The organism is Phytoactinopolyspora halotolerans (assembly GCF_010550675.1).
Lineage (GTDB): Bacteria > Actinomycetota > Actinomycetes > Jiangellales > Jiangellaceae > Phytoactinopolyspora > Phytoactinopolyspora halotolerans.
In genome coordinates this window covers 111,973-128,165 of sequence record NZ_JAAGOA010000017.1, presented here as the reverse complement: position 1 = coordinate 128,165, position 16,193 = coordinate 111,973, and the positions used below count along the sequence as shown (strand labels likewise).

At 69.6% G+C, this 16,193-nt stretch carries 14 protein-coding genes; 9 read left to right on the top strand and 5 right to left on the bottom strand.

Annotation, left to right across the window (positions count from 1 at the left end):
- Positions 1-43 precede the first annotated feature (43 nt).
- The 8 genes from G1H10_RS22035 to G1H10_RS22000 all read left to right on the top strand — a co-directional run bounded on the left by G1H10_RS22035 (position 44) and on the right by G1H10_RS22000 (position 8,194).
- Positions 44-1,042, top strand: a complete 999-nt coding sequence (locus tag G1H10_RS22035) for a hypothetical protein (protein WP_163741793.1) — start codon at positions 44-46, stop codon at positions 1,040-1,042.
- 132 nt (positions 1,043-1,174) lie between these two features.
- Positions 1,175-2,677, top strand: a complete 1,503-nt coding sequence (locus tag G1H10_RS32505; RefSeq protein WP_163741791.1) for an acyltransferase family protein — start codon at positions 1,175-1,177, stop codon at positions 2,675-2,677.
- Positions 2,674-4,068 carry a sensor histidine kinase gene (locus tag G1H10_RS22025; protein WP_216853541.1) on the top strand — a complete coding sequence of 465 codons (1,395 nt, stop codon included), beginning with the start codon at positions 2,674-2,676 and terminating at the stop codon, positions 4,066-4,068. The genes G1H10_RS32505 and G1H10_RS22025 overlap by 4 nt, the downstream gene beginning before the upstream one ends.
- A gap of 104 nt (positions 4,069-4,172) precedes the next feature.
- Complete coding sequence (locus G1H10_RS22020; protein ID WP_163741789.1) at positions 4,173-5,438, top strand: sensor histidine kinase; 1,266 nt, start codon at positions 4,173-4,175, stop codon at positions 5,436-5,438.
- 100 nt (positions 5,439-5,538) lie between these two features.
- Positions 5,539-6,150 (top strand): RNA polymerase sigma factor, encoded by a 612-nt coding sequence (locus G1H10_RS22015; protein WP_163741787.1) that lies wholly within the window; start codon positions 5,539-5,541, stop codon positions 6,148-6,150.
- Entirely contained in the window at positions 6,147-6,695 is a 549-nt protein-coding gene (locus G1H10_RS22010; protein ID WP_163741786.1) for a hypothetical protein, read from the top strand. The genes G1H10_RS22015 and G1H10_RS22010 overlap by 4 nt, the downstream gene beginning before the upstream one ends.
- Before the next feature lie 52 nt (positions 6,696-6,747).
- A complete protein-coding gene (locus G1H10_RS34700) occupies positions 6,748-7,392 on the top strand; it encodes a response regulator transcription factor (RefSeq protein WP_163741783.1) in 645 nt (214 codons plus the stop codon).
- Positions 7,393-7,417: 25 nt separating this feature from the next.
- Positions 7,418-8,194: an ACT domain-containing protein gene (locus tag G1H10_RS22000; protein ID WP_216853540.1), complete on the top strand. Its 777-nt coding sequence runs from the start codon at positions 7,418-7,420 to the stop codon at positions 8,192-8,194.
- Here G1H10_RS22000 and G1H10_RS21995 read toward each other — a convergent pair.
- A complete protein-coding gene (locus G1H10_RS21995; protein ID WP_163741782.1) occupies positions 8,138-10,246 on the bottom strand; it encodes a RecQ family ATP-dependent DNA helicase in 2,109 nt (702 codons plus the stop codon). The two genes, G1H10_RS22000 and G1H10_RS21995, sit on opposite strands and share 57 nt — an antisense overlap.
- Positions 10,247-10,424: 178 nt before the next feature.
- A complete protein-coding gene (locus G1H10_RS21990) occupies positions 10,425-11,549 on the bottom strand; it encodes a CapA family protein (protein WP_163741780.1) in 1,125 nt (374 codons plus the stop codon).
- Positions 11,550-11,647: 98 nt separating this feature from the next.
- On the opposite strand from G1H10_RS21990, the gene G1H10_RS21985 reads away from it, so the two are divergent.
- Positions 11,648-12,400, top strand: a complete 753-nt coding sequence (locus tag G1H10_RS21985; protein ID WP_163741778.1) for a DJ-1/PfpI family protein — start codon at positions 11,648-11,650, stop codon at positions 12,398-12,400.
- Here the strand turns inward: G1H10_RS21985 and ligA are convergent.
- The 3 genes from ligA to G1H10_RS32500 all read right to left on the bottom strand — a co-directional run bounded on the left by ligA (position 12,327) and on the right by G1H10_RS32500 (position 16,140).
- Positions 12,327-14,648 carry an NAD-dependent DNA ligase LigA gene (ligA, locus tag G1H10_RS21980; RefSeq protein ID WP_312856621.1) on the bottom strand — a complete coding sequence of 774 codons (2,322 nt, stop codon included), beginning with the start codon at positions 14,646-14,648 and terminating at the stop codon, positions 12,327-12,329. The two genes, G1H10_RS21985 and ligA, sit on opposite strands and share 74 nt — an antisense overlap.
- 136 nt (positions 14,649-14,784) lie before the next feature.
- Entirely contained in the window at positions 14,785-15,789 is a 1,005-nt protein-coding gene (locus G1H10_RS21975) for a uroporphyrinogen decarboxylase/cobalamine-independent methonine synthase family protein (protein WP_163741774.1), read from the bottom strand.
- Positions 15,790-15,813: 24 nt separating this feature from the next.
- Positions 15,814-16,140 (bottom strand): DUF6069 family protein, encoded by a 327-nt coding sequence (locus G1H10_RS32500; RefSeq protein WP_281354346.1) that lies wholly within the window; start codon positions 16,138-16,140, stop codon positions 15,814-15,816.
- Positions 16,141-16,193: the final 53 nt, after the last annotated feature.

Genomic DNA, 16,193 nt, shown 5'->3' with positions numbered 1-16,193 from the left:
CCTAGCGTGACCAGCATCAGGACACCTGTCTACGGGGAGGATCATGAACGCGAACATCGGCACCTGGCGCAATCGCCGGCTGGTTGGGCTTGTCGCAGCCGCGGTGCTGACTCTGGTGGTGGCGGCCGGCGCCGCGTGGGGGCTCGGCGCTCTCCCGCTCGCATCCGACGAGGCGGGCGCACGGGACCCGGTCCCGGAGGACGACCCGCGCCCGCCGAGCAATCCGCAAGACCCCACCCCGGAGGACGACCCACGGCCACCCGCCGGCACGGAGCCGGAAGTCGACGAGCCGGAGGACGACGACGGCGACGAGGACGACGGCTCACCCGACCACGATCCGGAGCAGCTCCCGCAGCCGGACGACGAGCTCGCCGCCCTGTCCGGCCTGTGGACCGGAAGCTCCTTCACCACGATGCAGCGTGGCGACAACGACGTCCGCATCGGCTACACCACGCGCGCCGACTTCTGGTTCACCATCGACGAGGAAGGCGCCGTGTCCGGACATGCACACGCGGTGTACCAGCCCACGTTCGATGCCGCCGGGCTCAACGCGCGGATCAACGTGGCGAAGGACTTCACCAAAGGGGTGGTGGACATCCTCCCCGGGGGATCGCTCGGACTCGCCAAGGCCGCGATCGACGCCGCCAAAGCCGGCGGCAACACGAGCATCAGCGGCATCGTCGGCGTCAACGGCAAATATGAGGACGACCAGCCCATCCGCTCCGGCGAGATCGCCGGCCACGTGGACGAGGCCACCGGACAGATTCACATCGACTGGGTGGACGAGGACCAGGGCGCCGGCATCCCGATCACCGTCTCGCTCGCCTACATCAATGAGAACGTCCACGTCACCGACGAGACGCTCGAGGTGTGGTCGCCGTGGAACGAGCCCGGGCAGATCAGCGCGGGCTCACGAGGTTGGCTGATGAGCTCCGACTCCGAGGTGAAGTCCGACCGGGACGAGGAGTCGGAAGACGCCGTCGAGGGCTCGGTGACGCAGCACTGGAGTGCGCAGCGTGTCGGAGCAATGGAGACCGAGTAGCCACCACCGCGTGAGCTGCGCTTTTCCGGCCTAGGTAGGGCCAGCCCTACGTCCGTGCCGCGAGCTACCTCCACGCCGAAGACGCCAGCTGACCACGATGTCTACGACGCCGCTGGTCACGAAGCTAGAGGCATGCTCACCGCACCGGATATACCTGCCCGGCCGCAGACGGTCAGTTCCGCGCGGCCCGCCGCGGGCGGGACCCGCACCTCGGTCGCCACCGCGGGCCTGGCCCGCACGTCGGCCGCCGCCCAGAGCGCCGGAACCGCCCGCAGCCGCGATCGATTCGTCGACGTGCTGCGGGTGTCCGCGATCGTGCTCGTCGTCGTGCAGCACTGGTTGATGCCCGCTCTCTCGTACGACGACGGTGTCCTCGTCGCCGGCAACGCGCTGGCGACGCCGGGAGCATGGGTCGTCACCTGGGTCAGCCAGGTGATGCCGCTGGTGTTCTTCGCCGGGGGCGCCGCGGCCCTGTACAGCCTGGGCAGACGCCGTCGGCACCCGCACTCGGCGGGCGGCCGCGAGGACGGCACCGAACGTCAACCACACTGGCTCGCCGATCGGCTACGCCGGCTGGCACTGCCGGTGATCCCGCTCATCGCCGTCTGGCTGCCGCTGCCGCACCTCCTGCTCGCCCTCGGGATGCCCGCCCAACCCGTGGATCTGGCGTCCCGGCTGGCCGGTCGGCTGCTGTGGTTTCTCGCGCTCTACGTCCTCGTCACGGCGCTGACGCCGGTGCTGGCCCGGCTTCACCGCCGCTTCGGCGGGGCGGAGCTGCTACCGATGGCGACCACCGCCGTCGTGGTGGACACGCTCCGGTTCGGGGCTTTCGACGGCGCGGAACCGATCGGCTACCTGAACATCCTGGCCGTGTGGGCCACCGTCTACCAGCTGGGCATCGCCTATGCGGCCGGCTCGCTCGGCCGACTCCGCGGACGGCGCGCGCTGACCGTGTCCGCCGTCGGGCTCGCCGTCGCGGCGATCGCCGTCGCCCTCGGGCCGTATCCGGCCAGCATGATCGGCATGCCCGGCGAGCCGGTCTCCAACATGAACCCGCCCACTGCAGTGCTGCTCGCCATCACCGCCTTCCAGCTGGGACTCGCGTTGGCCTGCCGACCGGTGATCGAGGCGTGGGCGGCGAACCGACCCGTCGCCCGAGGCATCGACTACCTCTCCGGCCGGCTGATGACCATCTACGTCTGGCACATGCCTGCGCTGGTCCTGGTCGCCGGTGTCGCCGTCGTCGGTCGCGGCTGGGCCACGCCGGAGCTGCTCAGCGAGGACTGGCGCTCCGCGATGCCGATCTGGCTGGCCACCCTGACCGTTGTCCTGTCCGTGTTCGTCCGGGTCTTCGGCCGCATCGAGAGTCGTCCCGGCAGAGCCACGGGCGCCGGCAGCTGGCGGGTCCGCGCGTCGAGCGTATCGATCGGGCTGGGACTGCTGGCGCTCACGATCAACGGGTTCGCGCCCTCCATGGCCACCCATCCGGCCGGACCGGTCGGGGCGGCGCTGGCGATCGCCCTCGGCGTCGCGCTCCTGCGGACCTCGCGCCGGGTACTGGGGATAACCCCACCTCCACGAAGCCAGCTGACCGGCTCGCCGGACGGCGCCGAAGAAGGAAAGGTAGAAGCGTGAACACCACGTACCAATCGACCGCCGATCACGGTGACTCCACTGCCGGATACGCCGGATCGCATCAGCCCGATCCGGGGCGGCCCCGCTCCGGTTGGAGGCAGGTCGGCCGGGATCTCGGCTACCTGCTGCCCGGGCTGCCGATCGGGGTCGCCTCCTTCGTATCGCTGATGGTCGGCTTCTGGCTCGGCGTCGGCACCATCGTCCTCGCGTTCCTCGGATTCGTCGTTCTGCTGGCCACGTTGATGATCGCCCGCGGATTCGCCGCCGCCGAGCGCGCGCGGGTCGGCCTGATGGAAGGCCGGCGGGTGGGGCCGACGTACTACCGCACGCCTACCGGCAGCGGATTCGGTCGCATCTTCGGATACCTGCGGGACCCCCAGCTGTGGCGCGACTTCGGACACGGGCTGCTGATGCTTCCGATTCGGGTGTTCACCTGGTCGTTCACCATGGTCTGGACCGCCTTGTCGCTGGGGGCGACCTACCCGCTGTGGGCGTGGTCGATCCCGCGCAGCGACGAGGACACCGGGTTGTTGGAGCTCATCACCGGCTGGGACTCGTTCACCGCCGACGTCGCCTTCAACACCGCCATCGCCCTCGTGTTCCTGGTGACTCTGCCGTACGCGACCCGCACGCTCGCCACCATCGAGTCGTCGATCGCCTGGACGATGCTGACCAACGAGAACGCCGCCTTGCGCGCCCGCGCCGACGAGCTCAGCCGCAGCCGGAGTGCGTTCGTCCAGGCCGAGGCGGACACGTTGCGGCGGGTCGAACGCGACATCCACGACGGCCCCCAACAACGCCTCGTCCGCCTCACCATGGACCTGCAATCCGCCCAACGACGCCTCAACGACGACCCCGACGCCGCCGCACCCCTCGTCGAAGGCGCCCTGAAACAAACCGAAGAAGCCCTCGCCGAACTACGCGCCCTCTCCCGCGGCATCGCCCCACCCATCCTCACCGACCGCGGACTCAAAGCCGCCCTCACCGCAGCCGCCGCCCGCTGCCCCATCCCCACCACCCTCAACATCCACCTCGACCACGACCAACGACTCCCACCCTCAGTCGAGAACGCCGCCTACTTCGTCGTCACCGAATCCCTCACCAACGCCGCCAAACACAGCGACGCCACCCAATGCGACGTCACAGTGGCGGTCGAGCCGTCGACGTCGTGGTTGTGGGGTGACAGCGACGGCGACCCGGGCGAGCATCTCACCCACGACGTGCTCACCCTCTGGATCAGCGACGACGGCCGCGGCGGCGCCCACCTCGGCAAGGGCCACGGCCTCGCCGGACTCGCCGACCGCCTCTCCGGCGTCGACGGCCACCTCACCATCGACAGCCCACCCGGAACCGGCACCACCATCACCGCCACCATCCCGCTGACACCATGATCATCGAGGATCCGGTGGGCTATCACACCCCACATCCTCGATGATCATGGAGACTGACGGCCGCAGCCGTGCGGGACACCTTCCGGACACGAGAGACTGAGACCGTGAACTCGACAGACGCCCCGAGACCCCCCGCCGGGTGGAGCCAGGTCTGGCGCGACCTTGGCTTCCTGCTTCCCGGACTCCCGATCGCCGTGGTCGCCTTCGTCCCGGCGATAGTGGGGTTCTTCCTGGGCATCGGTCTGGTGATCCTCGCGTTCGCCGGCCTGGTGGTCCTGGTCAGCGCGCTGGCAGTGGCTCGCCGGGTCGCCGCCGTCGAACGTCGCCGGGTGGCGGCCATGGAACGGCGCCCAGTCGGCCCGGTCTACTACACGCCCGCCACCGGCCGCGGATTCCCCTGGCTGCTCGGTCGCCTCCGCGATCCGCAGCGCTGGTGGGACTGGGGATACTGCGTGGCGATCTTGCCGGTGCGGGTCCTCACCTGGTCGCTGACGATGGTGTGGCTCGGGCTGTCGATCGGGCTGGCGCCGCTGATCGTCCTGGCATGGGCGATCAGCGGGGGTGGGGGGTTCCGCGGACTGCCACGCGTACTCGGCGTCGTCCTGCGCAGCCTGGCGACGATCGAGTCGTCGATCGTCTGGGCGATGCTGACCAACGAGAACGCGGCCCTGCGCGCCCGCGCCGACGAGCTCAGCCGCAGCCGGCAGGCCGTGGTGGACGCGGGTGCGGACACGTTGCGGCGGGTCGAACGCGACATCCACGACGGCCCCCAACAACGCCTCGTCCGCCTCACCATGGACCTGCAATCCGCCCAACGACGCCTCGGCGACGACCCCGACGCCGCCGCACCCCTCGTCGAAGGCGCCCTGAAACAAACCGAAGAAGCCCTCGCCGAACTACGCGCCCTCTCCCGCGGCATCGCCCCACCCATCCTCACCGACCGCGGACTCAAAGCCGCCCTCACCGCAGCCGCCGCCCGCTGCCCCATCCCCACCACCCTCAACATCCACCTCGACCACGACCAACGACTCCCACCCTCAGTCGAGAACGCCGCCTACTTCGTCGTCACCGAATCCCTCACCAACGCCGCCAAACACAGCGACGCCACCCAATGCGACGTCACAGTGGCGGTCGAGCCGTCGACGTCGTGGTTGTGGGGTGACAGCGACGGCGACCCGGGCGAGCATCTCACCCACGACGTGCTCACCCTCTGGATCAGCGACGACGGCCGCGGCGGCGCCCACCTCGGCAAGGGCCACGGCCTCGCCGGACTCGCCGACCGCCTCTCCGGCGTCGACGGCCACCTCACCATCGACAGCCCACCCGGAACCGGCACCACCATCACCGCCACCATCCCGCTGACACCATGATCATCGAGGATCCGGTGGGCTATCACACCCCACATCCTCGATGATCATGGGGACGGCGGGGCGGGTGAACCCGTCGCCGCGTGCCGGACACTTACTGGGCATGAGGGAAGAATGCCCGGAACCCAGCGACGTCGAGCTGTGGGACCGCGCGGCCGGCGGCGACGCCGACGCGTTCGGCCTGCTGTTCGACCGGCACGCCACCGCCGTCTACAACTTCTGCTTCCGCCGCATCGGGTCCTGGATCGCGGCGGAGGACCTCACCTCCGTCGTCTTCATGCAGGCGTGGCGCCGGCGGAAAGACGTGAAGCCACATGGCGACGACCTCTTACCCTGGTTGCTCGCCGTCGCCGACAAGGTAGTCGGAAACGCGTACCGCTCCCGCCGGCGACATCGGGCCCTGCTCGCGAAACTCGCCGAAGAGCCGCCCACCCACGACCACGCGGAAGACGTCGCGGCACGAGTGGATGACGAGCGCGCGATGCGTCGCATCCTCGAAGCGCTGGCACGGCTACCGAAGAAGGAGCGGGAGGTGGTGGAGCTCTGCGTCCTAGGTGAGCTGACCTATGCGGACGCGGCCACGGCGCTCGGCATCCCGATCGGAACCGTCCGCTCACGGCTGTCCCACGCCCGCAAGCGGCTTCGCGAGTTCCACGATCCTCAAAGCGGTATGGCCACCACGCCGGTCCCGAAAACCACGGAGGTTGAGTCATGAACAACCACATCGACACCATGCCCGAACGCCGCGAGCTCGGCGCGGGTCGGCAGGCCGCACTTAAGCGGAGCCTGCTGCGGCAGTTCTCGGACGAACAGCACCGTCCGCTGTTCAAGCGGCCGCAGTCCCTCGTCATCGGCACGACCGCTGCCGTGGCACTCGGAACTGCGGCCGCCGCGACGTACATAGAGTCCAAGTACGTGCCGCCGTCGGACACTGTGCTGTGCTACAGCAAGGCCGAGCCAGGCATTCAGAACGAACAGCCGCCGGTCACCATGGGGAGAGCTGAGGAGGCAGGCGCCGTGGAGCAGGCTGTGATCGACGACGCGATCGAAGCCTGTGCTCTGGCTTGGCGCGCCGGCCACCTCATCGAGGGTCAGGACGAGCCGGCGGGCCTCGTCGGCACCGATCCGAATCAGAACGACTTCCCGGTTCCGCCGCTCGTGGCGTGCGTCGTGAGGGACGACTCCATCGCTGTCTTCCCGGGGGACTCATCGACTTGCCAGACGCTCGGTCTTCCCTCGCCGGCCCCCACCCCGGACTGATACCGAGGCCCGACGGCGGTGTGCTGCGCCGGGACCATGAAAGACTTGGGGCGTGCGTGTCGTACTCGCTGAAGATTCCATGTTGCTGCGCGAAGGCCTGGTCCGCCTGCTGGAGGAAGCCGGCGCGAACGTCGTCGACGCCGTCGGCGACGGTGAGGCGTTGGTCCGGGCCGTTGTCGAGCACAAGCCCGATGTCGCGATCGTGGACGTCAGAATGCCACCGAGTTTCACCGACGAAGGACTGCGTGCAGCCATCGAGGCGCGAAAGCAGGTTCCGCACACGGCGGTGCTGGTCCTGTCCCAGTATGTCGAGGAGTCCTACGCCTCCGATCTGCTGGCCGACGGCAACGGCGGGGTCGGCTACCTCTTGAAGGATCGGGTGTCCGACCTCGATCAGCTCTCCGACGCGCTGGAGCGGGTGGTGTCGGGCGGGACGGTGCTGGACCCGGAGGTCGTGGCGCAGCTGTTCGCGCAGCGGCGCCGCGATCCGCTGGAGAAGCTCAGCCCGCGGGAGCGCGACGTGCTCAAGCTCATGGCCGAGGGCCGGACGAATTCCGCGATCGCGCGCACGCTTGTGGTCACCGAAGGTGCGGTCGAGAAGCACATCTCATCGATCCTCACCAAGCTCGACCTGTTCCCGTCCGAGGACGAACACCGCCGGGTCATGGCCGTTCTCGCGTGGCTTCAACACGGATGACACATATCCGTGGCACGATCATCGGATGTCCTATCTGCTGCGTGTGATCCTGCCGGACCGGCCAGGATCGCTGGGCGGGGTCGCCTCCGCGATCGGTGAGGCGGGCGGCGACATCGTCGGCGTCGACGTGGTCGAGCACCGAGCCGACGGGCGCGCGGTAGACGACATCCTCGTGGACCTGCTCCCCGGAAAGATGCCGGACGCGCTGGTCAGCGCGTGCCAGTCGATCGCCGACGTGACCGTCGAGTTCGTCGGCCACTACAGCCCCGGCGCCCACCTGCATCGGGATCTGGAAGCGGTAGAGGCGATGACCGGGGAACCCAGGCATGCGGCGGAGATCCTGGTTGAGCTGCTGCCCGGGGTCTTCCGCTCGGGCTGGGCCCTGCTGGCCACCCTCGTCGACGGGCGGGTCACCGTGCAGAAGACGGCCGGCGGAGCACCGGGGGCCGAGGTCCATTCCGCTCCCTGGCTACCGATGCCGCACCCGGTCCGCATCGTCGCCGATGACGCCTGGGCGCCGGAGTCGTGGCAAGACGTCGTAGCGGTCGGCGCACCGCTGGACACGCCTGAGCGCGCGGTGGTCTTCGGGCGCGACGGCGGGCCGCGCATCCTCGACTCGGAGCATGCCCGGCTGACCCACCTCGCCGCGCTCGCCGCCGTCATTCAGAACGGCACCGGCATCGCCCACGACCTGCCGGAAATGGAACCCGACGACGACGGCGCCGCTGAACATCCAGACCGACGGTCAGGCCGCGACGGCGAGCGCGAAAGGCAGCACCTGTCCGGCACCGGCCAGTCGTAACGCCCGTCCGGCGACGGTGGCCGTCCATCGTGAGTCGGCAAGGTCGTCGACCAACAGCACCACGGGCTCCGGCCCCAGTCCGGCGAGCGAGTCGCGCATCGCGTCGCCGACCCGCCAGCGTTCCCACACCGTCGCCAGCCTGAATGCGCTGTTGCCACCCGGTTCACCAGCCGGCGGCGCATCGGCCGCGAACTCCAGGGACCCCAGGTCCGGCAGCCTTCCCACCGAGGCGAGGTGCTCGGCGACCGAGCGGATCAGTTGCGGGCGGCGCGACGATGGAACCCACGCCACCGCCTGTGGGCGGTGTTCCCACGGCCACTCCCGCAGCACCTCGACGCAGGCGGCGAGCACGGCATCGGTTGCCGGGGCGTCGTCGCCGGTGAACAGGTCCCGCAACCGTTGCCCCCACCCGAGATCGGTGAGGCGGGCGATCGCCCGGCCCGGCTCGACCCGTTCGCCATGAGAAATCTTGCCGCGCACATCGATACCGAGCCGGGCCATTCCGGAGGGCCACTGGACCCGCGGCTCGAGCGGTACACCGGCCCGGCCGAGCATACTGCGGGCACTCGACCGGGCCTGTTCCGGCACGGTCGCGTCATACCACGGACCTGCGCAGACGTCGCAACGGCCACACGGCTCGGCCGTGGAATCGTCCAGCACTTGCTGCAGGAACGCCATCCGGCACTGCTCGCCGCGCTGGTAGGCGCGCATGAGGTCAGCCTCGGCCGTGCGGGTCTGCGCCACCCGCGCATACCGCTCGGCGTCGTAGACCCACGGCTGACCGGTGGCTTCCCAACCACCGCGGACCCGCCGCACCGCACCCTCCACGTCGAGCACCTTCAGGAGCAGTTCGAGCCGCGTGCGACGCACGTCGGCCACCGTCTCCAGCGCAGCCGTGGACATCGGCTGGCCGGCCTGACTCAGCGCGGCGATCACCGCCTCCGCCTGGTCCGGCTTCGGCATCGAGACGGTGGCGAAGTAGTGCCAGATGTCGATGTCCTCCGCCGCCGGGAGCAGCAGCACATCCGCCCGCTCGGTCGCTCGGCCGGCACGGCCGACCTGCTGGTAGTAGGCGACGGGCGACGACGGTGCTCCGAGATGGATCACAAAACCCAGGTCCGGCTTATCGAAGCCCATACCGAGCGCGCTGGTGGCGATCAGCGCCTTGACTTTGTTGTGCAGCAGCGCCTGCTCGGCGTCGACGCGGTCCGCCGGATCGGTACGGCCGGTGTAGGCACGCACGTCGTAGCCGGCGTCACGCAGGAGCTCCGCGGTGTCCTCGGCGCCGGAGACGGTCAGTGCATAGATGATCCCGCTCCCCGGCAACTCCCCGAGGTGCGCCGCCAGCCAGCCCAGGCGTTCCTCGGACGACTTGAGCCGCAACACGCCGAGGCGGAGGCTGTCTCGCGCCAGCGAACCCCGCTGGGTGCGCACGTCGGCTCCTCCGCTGCCCAACTGCTCTGCCACGTCCGCGACGACCCGCGCATTGGCCGTGGCCGTGGTCGCCAGCACCGGGGTGTCGGCGGGCAACGAGTCCAGCAGGTCACGGATGCGCCGGTAATCGGGGCGGAAGTCGTGCCCCCAGTCCGAGACGCAGTGCGCCTCGTCGACAACGATCAGTCCGGCGTTGGCGGCGAGCGTGGGCAGTTGCTCCTCCCGGAACCGCGGGTTGTTCAACCGTTCCGGGCTGACCAGCAGCACGTCCACAGCGTCATCTGCCAGCGCCTGCGCGATCTCACCCCACTTCTCAGCGTTGGCCGAGTTGATGGTGACCGCACGGATCCCGGCCCGTTCGGCCGCGGCCACCTGATCCCGCATCAGCGCGAGCAGCGGCGACACGATCACCGTGGCGCCCAGTCCGCGCGCCCTGAGTAACCCGGTCGCCACGAAATACACGGCCGACTTGCCCCATCCGGTGCGCTGCACAACCAGCACCCGGCGACGGTGCTCCACCAGGTCACGGACAGCGTCCCACTGTCCGTCCCGGAAGGCCGCCGCCTCGTCTCCGACCAGCCGGCGCAGGAGCGCCTCGGCCTCGTCCTTCAGCTCCATGGGGCTCCCTCCTCCGCCGGAACCGGTCCAGACGACCCTACCGCGCCAGACCGACATCCACGATGCCGATCACCATAATTTCGCCTTCGGCAAACATCGTTCACTCATATTTACCCTTCTTTGCATGTATTTTCGCTCGGTTCTGACCGACTGGGCCTCGACCGATCGGTTCGGACACTCACAGAACCGCGGCCAACGTGTGGACACGCTCTGGCCCCACCGCGGCGTCACGCTCGGTGATACGGACTCCGAACTCAGCACTGACCTCATCGAGAACCTCGGCCAGCCACGCCCGGTCCGAGGCCACCGCATGCTCCAACCGGAGTCTTCGCGCTCGAAGCGGCACCATCCGCAGCTCGGCCACGCTGCCGTCGGCCGCGTCGATCTCCGCGAAGTACATCAGCCGCAGGTCGTCGCGGTACTCCTCGTAACCGCCGATGCCCTCGTAATCGTTGATGAAGTCGCCGCAGCCGTACAGGATGAGCTTGCCCCGGTACACCTCGATCGGCCGTGGGTGGTGCGACGAGTGCCCGTGCACCACGTCCACTCCGGCGTCGATCAGCTCATGGGCGAAGTCCGCCTGTTCCTGCGCGACGCCGTAGCCCCAGTTCGATCCCCAGTGCACGGACACCACGACGACGTCTCCCGGCCGTCGCACGGCCTGGATCCGGCCCGCCAACTCCACGGCGTCTCGCCGCCGCAGATCGACCATCGCGACTCCCGGGCGGTCCGCTTCCGCACGCCACTCCGCGGGCACGCCGGCCGACGCGGTACCGACCGACGACACCAGGACCCGTCCTCCCCCGGTCTCGACGGTGACGGGACGCTCGGCCTCTCCCGCGTGCCGCCCCGCGCCGGCGGACCGAAGGCCGGCCGCCCGCAGCGTATCGAGCGTCTCGATCAGCCCCGGGTGGCCGAAGTCCATGGTGTGGTTGTTCGCCAGCACGCAGACATCGGGTTCGCCGGCCACCAGGGCGTCGACATTGCCGGGACTCATCCGATAGTGCACAGATTTACCCGGGGCGAACCCACCGCAGCGGGTCACACTCGTCTCCAGGTTCACGATCCGGACATCCGGAGCCCACGAGTCAAGCACGGCCAACGCATCCCCCCACGGCCAGGCGCCGCCGACCGGGCGCGGCACCGGGCCGTGCGCCTTCTCGGCGAGATCGACGTACGCGCGCGCATCCCGCATGAACGGCTCGTCCAACACCGGGTCCCCCGCGTTGGGCAGGACCTGGTCGACGCCGCGACCCAGCATCACGTCGCCGCACAGGAACAAGCACACCGTCCCGCTGCCCACGTCTCCACGGTATGCATGCCACGTCGGCACCGTCTGCCGCGCCCACTCCACCGCACACGATCGGCGCGCTAGCGTGAGGTATAGGCGAGGAGATTCCGGTGCCCGACGGCTCGACCACGGCGATCGTGGTCTATCACGGGGTGTCGGTCGATGAGGCCGAGGCCTTCCGGTTCGTGCTCTCGCACCTTCCGGGGTGTCGAACCGTCACCGCCGGCACCGTGCGAGGAACTCTGACCGGCGTCGGAGGCACCGAGACGGCGGAAGTGGCGCTGAGCGAGGTTTACGACCCCGAGATCGTCGCCGTACCCGGCGGCATCGCGTGTCATCGGCGAACCGAGATCGCAGACTGGCTTCGTGGGATATCGCCTCGTTGGATGCTTGCGAGCTCGACCGGGTCCACCCTGCTCGCGGCGGCAGACCTGCTCCGCGATGCCCCCGTGGCCGGCCACTGGCTCGCCGGTCCGATCCTGGAGCGTTATGGGGCACACGCGTCACGCGTGCCGGTGATCGTCGACGGTCCGATCATCACGTGCTCCGGACACGTCACAGCCTTCCGCGCCGCCCTCGTGGTCGCCGAGTTCTACGGAGGGAAGGAGCTCGTCACCAGAATCCGTGCCGACGCCGCCGCTGCACGCGCGGGTTCAGCCCCGTCGTCGACGCGTACGGTCTGGCAGCGGCTCCGCTACGCGTTCCTGCGGCGCGACAGACCGCCGTCACCGGTGCGGACACCGCCGCGAGAGCCACTGCAGGACGTCGAGATCCTCGACCTCGGCCGGGTCACCCCTCCTCAGCACCCGCGGAGCGCACATGAGCGGCCGCCGCATCGGGACCGCCCTCCAAAAGCGCCCTGAATCCGTCCTCACCGAGGATCGGCACGCCCAGCTGGACGGCCTTGTCGTACTTGGAGCCGGCGTTCTCACCGGCGACCACGTACGACGTCTTCTTCGACACCGAGCCCGACGCCTTGCCGCCGCGCGCCAAGATGGCCTCCTTGGCCTCGTCTCTGGAGAAGCTCTCCAGCGAACCGGTGACCACGACGGTCAGCCCTTCCAGGTTCCGCGGCATGGATGGATCTGCCTCGTCCCTCATCGTGACACCGGCATCGCGCCACTTGCGCACCACGTCGCGATGCCAGTCGACGCTGAACCACTCCTTGATCGACGCCGCGATGGTGGGGCCGACGCCGTCGACCGCGGCCAGCTCCTCTTCGGTCGCCTTCTCGATCCGATCCATCGAACCGAACGCCGTCGCCAGGGCACGTGCCGCCGTCGGGCCGACATGACGGATGGACAGCGACACGAGCACCCGCCACAGGGGCTGCTGCTTCGCCTTCTCCAGCTGCTCGAACAACCGTTCCGTGTTCTTGGTCGGCACCGACTCCTTGCCCTCGTCGGGTTTGGTGTAGAAGTACGGCACCAGTTCGGTCTCGCCGCTCGCGGCACCCTTCCGACGCGCCTGACGCCGGATCATCACCTCCCGCAGATCCTCGATCCGTAGCGAGAAAATGTCACCTTCGTCCTTAACCGGTGGCTCCTCCGGAGCGTCCGGCGCGGTCAGCGCCTGCGCACCCTCATAACCGAGGGCCTCGATGTCGAAGCCGCCCCGGCCGGCCAGGTAGAAGATGCGCTCCACCAGCTGCGCGGGGCAGGACCGGGTGTTGGGGCAGCGGATGTCGACGTCGCTCTCCTTCGCCGGCGCCAAGGCCGTCCCGCACGACGGGCATTCGGTGGGCATGACGAAGGCGCGCTCGCTGCCGTCGCGCAGGTCACGCACGGGCCCGAGGATCTCCGGGATGACGTCGCCCGCTTTGCGCAGGATCACCGTGTCCCCGATGAGCACACCCTTCCGTTCGACCTCGGAGGCGTTGTGCAGCGTCGCGTTCTCGACCGTCGACCCGGCCACCTTCACCGGTTCCATCACCCCGTACGGCGTGACGCGGCCGGTACGGCCCACGCTGACCTTGATGTCGAGCAGCTTGGTGGTGACCTCCTCCGGCGGATACTTGTACGCGATCGCCCAACGCGGGGCCCGCGACGTCGAACCCAGCCGCCGCTGCAGGGAGACTTGATCGACCTTGACCACCACGCCGTCGATCTCGTACTCGACGTCGTGCCGGTGCTCGCCGTAGTAGCCGATGTAATCGCGCACGGCGGGCAGGTCGGGGACGACACGCACCCGGTCGCTCACCGGCAGCCCCCAGGCTTTGAGCGCCTCATACGCCTCTGACTGGTACTGAACCTCGAATCCGTCGCGCTGGCCCAGCCCATGGCAGATCAGGATGAGCGAGGACAACATCCGCCGGGCGCGGCTGTACTCGGCCTCGAGCTTCTCCAAGGCCGACTGCGCCCGGCCCTCATGCCCGGCTGCCTCCGCCCGTTCCCGTGCCGCGTCGAGCTTCTCCTTCCGGCGGTCGAGCCGCTGTCGCAGCACGCCGGCGCCGGAATTGCGGGCGTTAGCGAACAGCGGCAGGCCGAGCTCACCCCGCTCGGCGTTGATCGCCTCGAACGCCTCGGAGGGGAAGACCATCTCGCCGCGGATCTCCACCACCTGCGGCACTGGATACTCGTCCGTGCCGGTGAGTTCCTTCGGGACGGCGTCGGCGTACTGAGCGTTATACGTGATGTTCTCCCCGGTACGCCCGTCGCCACGGGTCGCCAGGGTGTCCAACCGTCCGTCGCGGTAGACGAGGTCGACCGCGAGGCCGTCGACCTTAGGCTCGCACAGATACCGGGTGCCCTCGCCTACCTCGCGCTCGACCCGCGTCGCCCACTCGGTGAGCTCGTCGAAGTTGAACGCGTTGTCCAGGCTGAGCATCCGCTCGAGGTGGTCGATCGGCGGCCACGACCCCTCGACGATGCCCGGCTCGGCCGCCGGTGCCCCGACCTTCTGGGTGGGTGAGTCCGGCGTGCGCAGCACGGGGTACTCGTCCTCGATCCGCTCCAGCTCCCGCAGCAGCGCATCGAACTCGCTGTCGCTGACGGTCGGCGCGTCGAGAACGTAGTACCGGTGCCGGTGCGCCTCGATCTCCTCGGCGAGCGAGACATGCCGATCGCGGACGTCGGCAGGGACGTCGGCGAGGTCTACAGGTTCGGTCGTCACGTATAAGAAACTACTGCTTGATACCGACATGTGTCCGGCGGACGGTCGTGGCCTGGTGTCGCGTTCCACTCCGCCGACAGGGCGCAGACCGCAACGTGAGGCCACGACCCTGACTCTCACCCACTCGCACGCCGCCCTAGCCCAGCACCATCTCGCCGAATGCACGACCCGTCGCCGCCGCCAGCGCGTATGCCCGCCGCGCCCACGGCGCATCGGCTCCGGCCAGGCCACAGCTGGGCGTGATCACGGTCCGCTCGGCCACCTGCGCCGGGTCCTGGTCCAGTCGCCGCCAGAAGCCGACGACGCGCTGGGCCAGCTCACGCTCGGTCGGCGGCGTGTTCGGCACCGTCGACGGGACGACGCCCGGCCACACCCCGAGTCCGGCGTCGACCGCCTCGGCCAGGTCCGTGAGCGAATCCCCGTCGGCGAGCGCGACGTCCAGCGCTACAGCGACAGCACCGGCCCGGCGCAGCAACGTCGACGGGACGCCGGGCGCGCAGCAGTGCACCACCGTCGGCACACCCGCCGCGTCGATCACGTCCCGCAGCAGCGATTCGGCCTCTCCGCCGTCCACCGAGCGCAACCGTCCGAAGCCGCTGATGGTCGGGATCCTTCCGGCCAGCACCGCCGGCAGGCTCGGCTCGTCGAGCTGCACGACGACGGACGCCCCCGGGATACGTTCAGCGACATCGGCCACGTGCTCGCGCACCCCCTCCGCCAGCGACGCCGCCAGGTCGCGGCGCGCGCCGTAGTCCGCGATCGCCCGGTCACCGCGGGTACGCTCCAGCGTCGCCGCCAGCGTGAGCGGCCCGGCCACCTGGACCTTCAACGCCCCCGCATATCCGTACGCGGCGATCTCCAAGGCATCGAGGTCTGCACGCAGCGCGGAGCGTGCCGCACGTTCGTCCGCGCCCGGCCTCTCGATCAGGCGCCAGCCGGACGGCTGCAGATCGACGTGGAGGTCCACCAAGAAGGCGGCGGACCGTCCCACCATCTCCGACCCTGCGCCCCGCCCCGGAAGCTCAGGGACATGCGGAAAATCCGCCAGCTCCCCGATGACGACGCGCGCCGCCTCGTCCCGGTCCTCGTACGGCAACGACCCCACACCGGTCGCGACGGCCGGCTTCCACGGATACTCCACGTCAGCCGAGACTACGACCTTCGCTCAGGCTCCGGCACGCCGCCCGGTCACCAGGAACGCCGCTCCGGTCACCAGGTGCATTGTCGCCAGCAACACGCCGGTGGCCGTGTCATCCGCGGCCGACAGCGGACTGGTGGCCGACACCACGGCGACCACGCCCGCGACGATCAGCAGGATGCGTACCGACCGGTGCGACCGCCGCGCCGCCAGCGCAAGCAGGCCGACGGCGGCCGCGAACGTCAATACCGTGGTCGACACGATCAGTGCGATACCGACCTCGAACGCCGTATCGTTCAGCGGCGACGTCACCGAGAAGGAGACGTCCGCCGGCCCCCCCCCCCCCCCCCCCAGGGGCGGGGATAAACGCGCCGCCCCCCCCCCCCCCGCCCCGGCCGGGCGCGCAC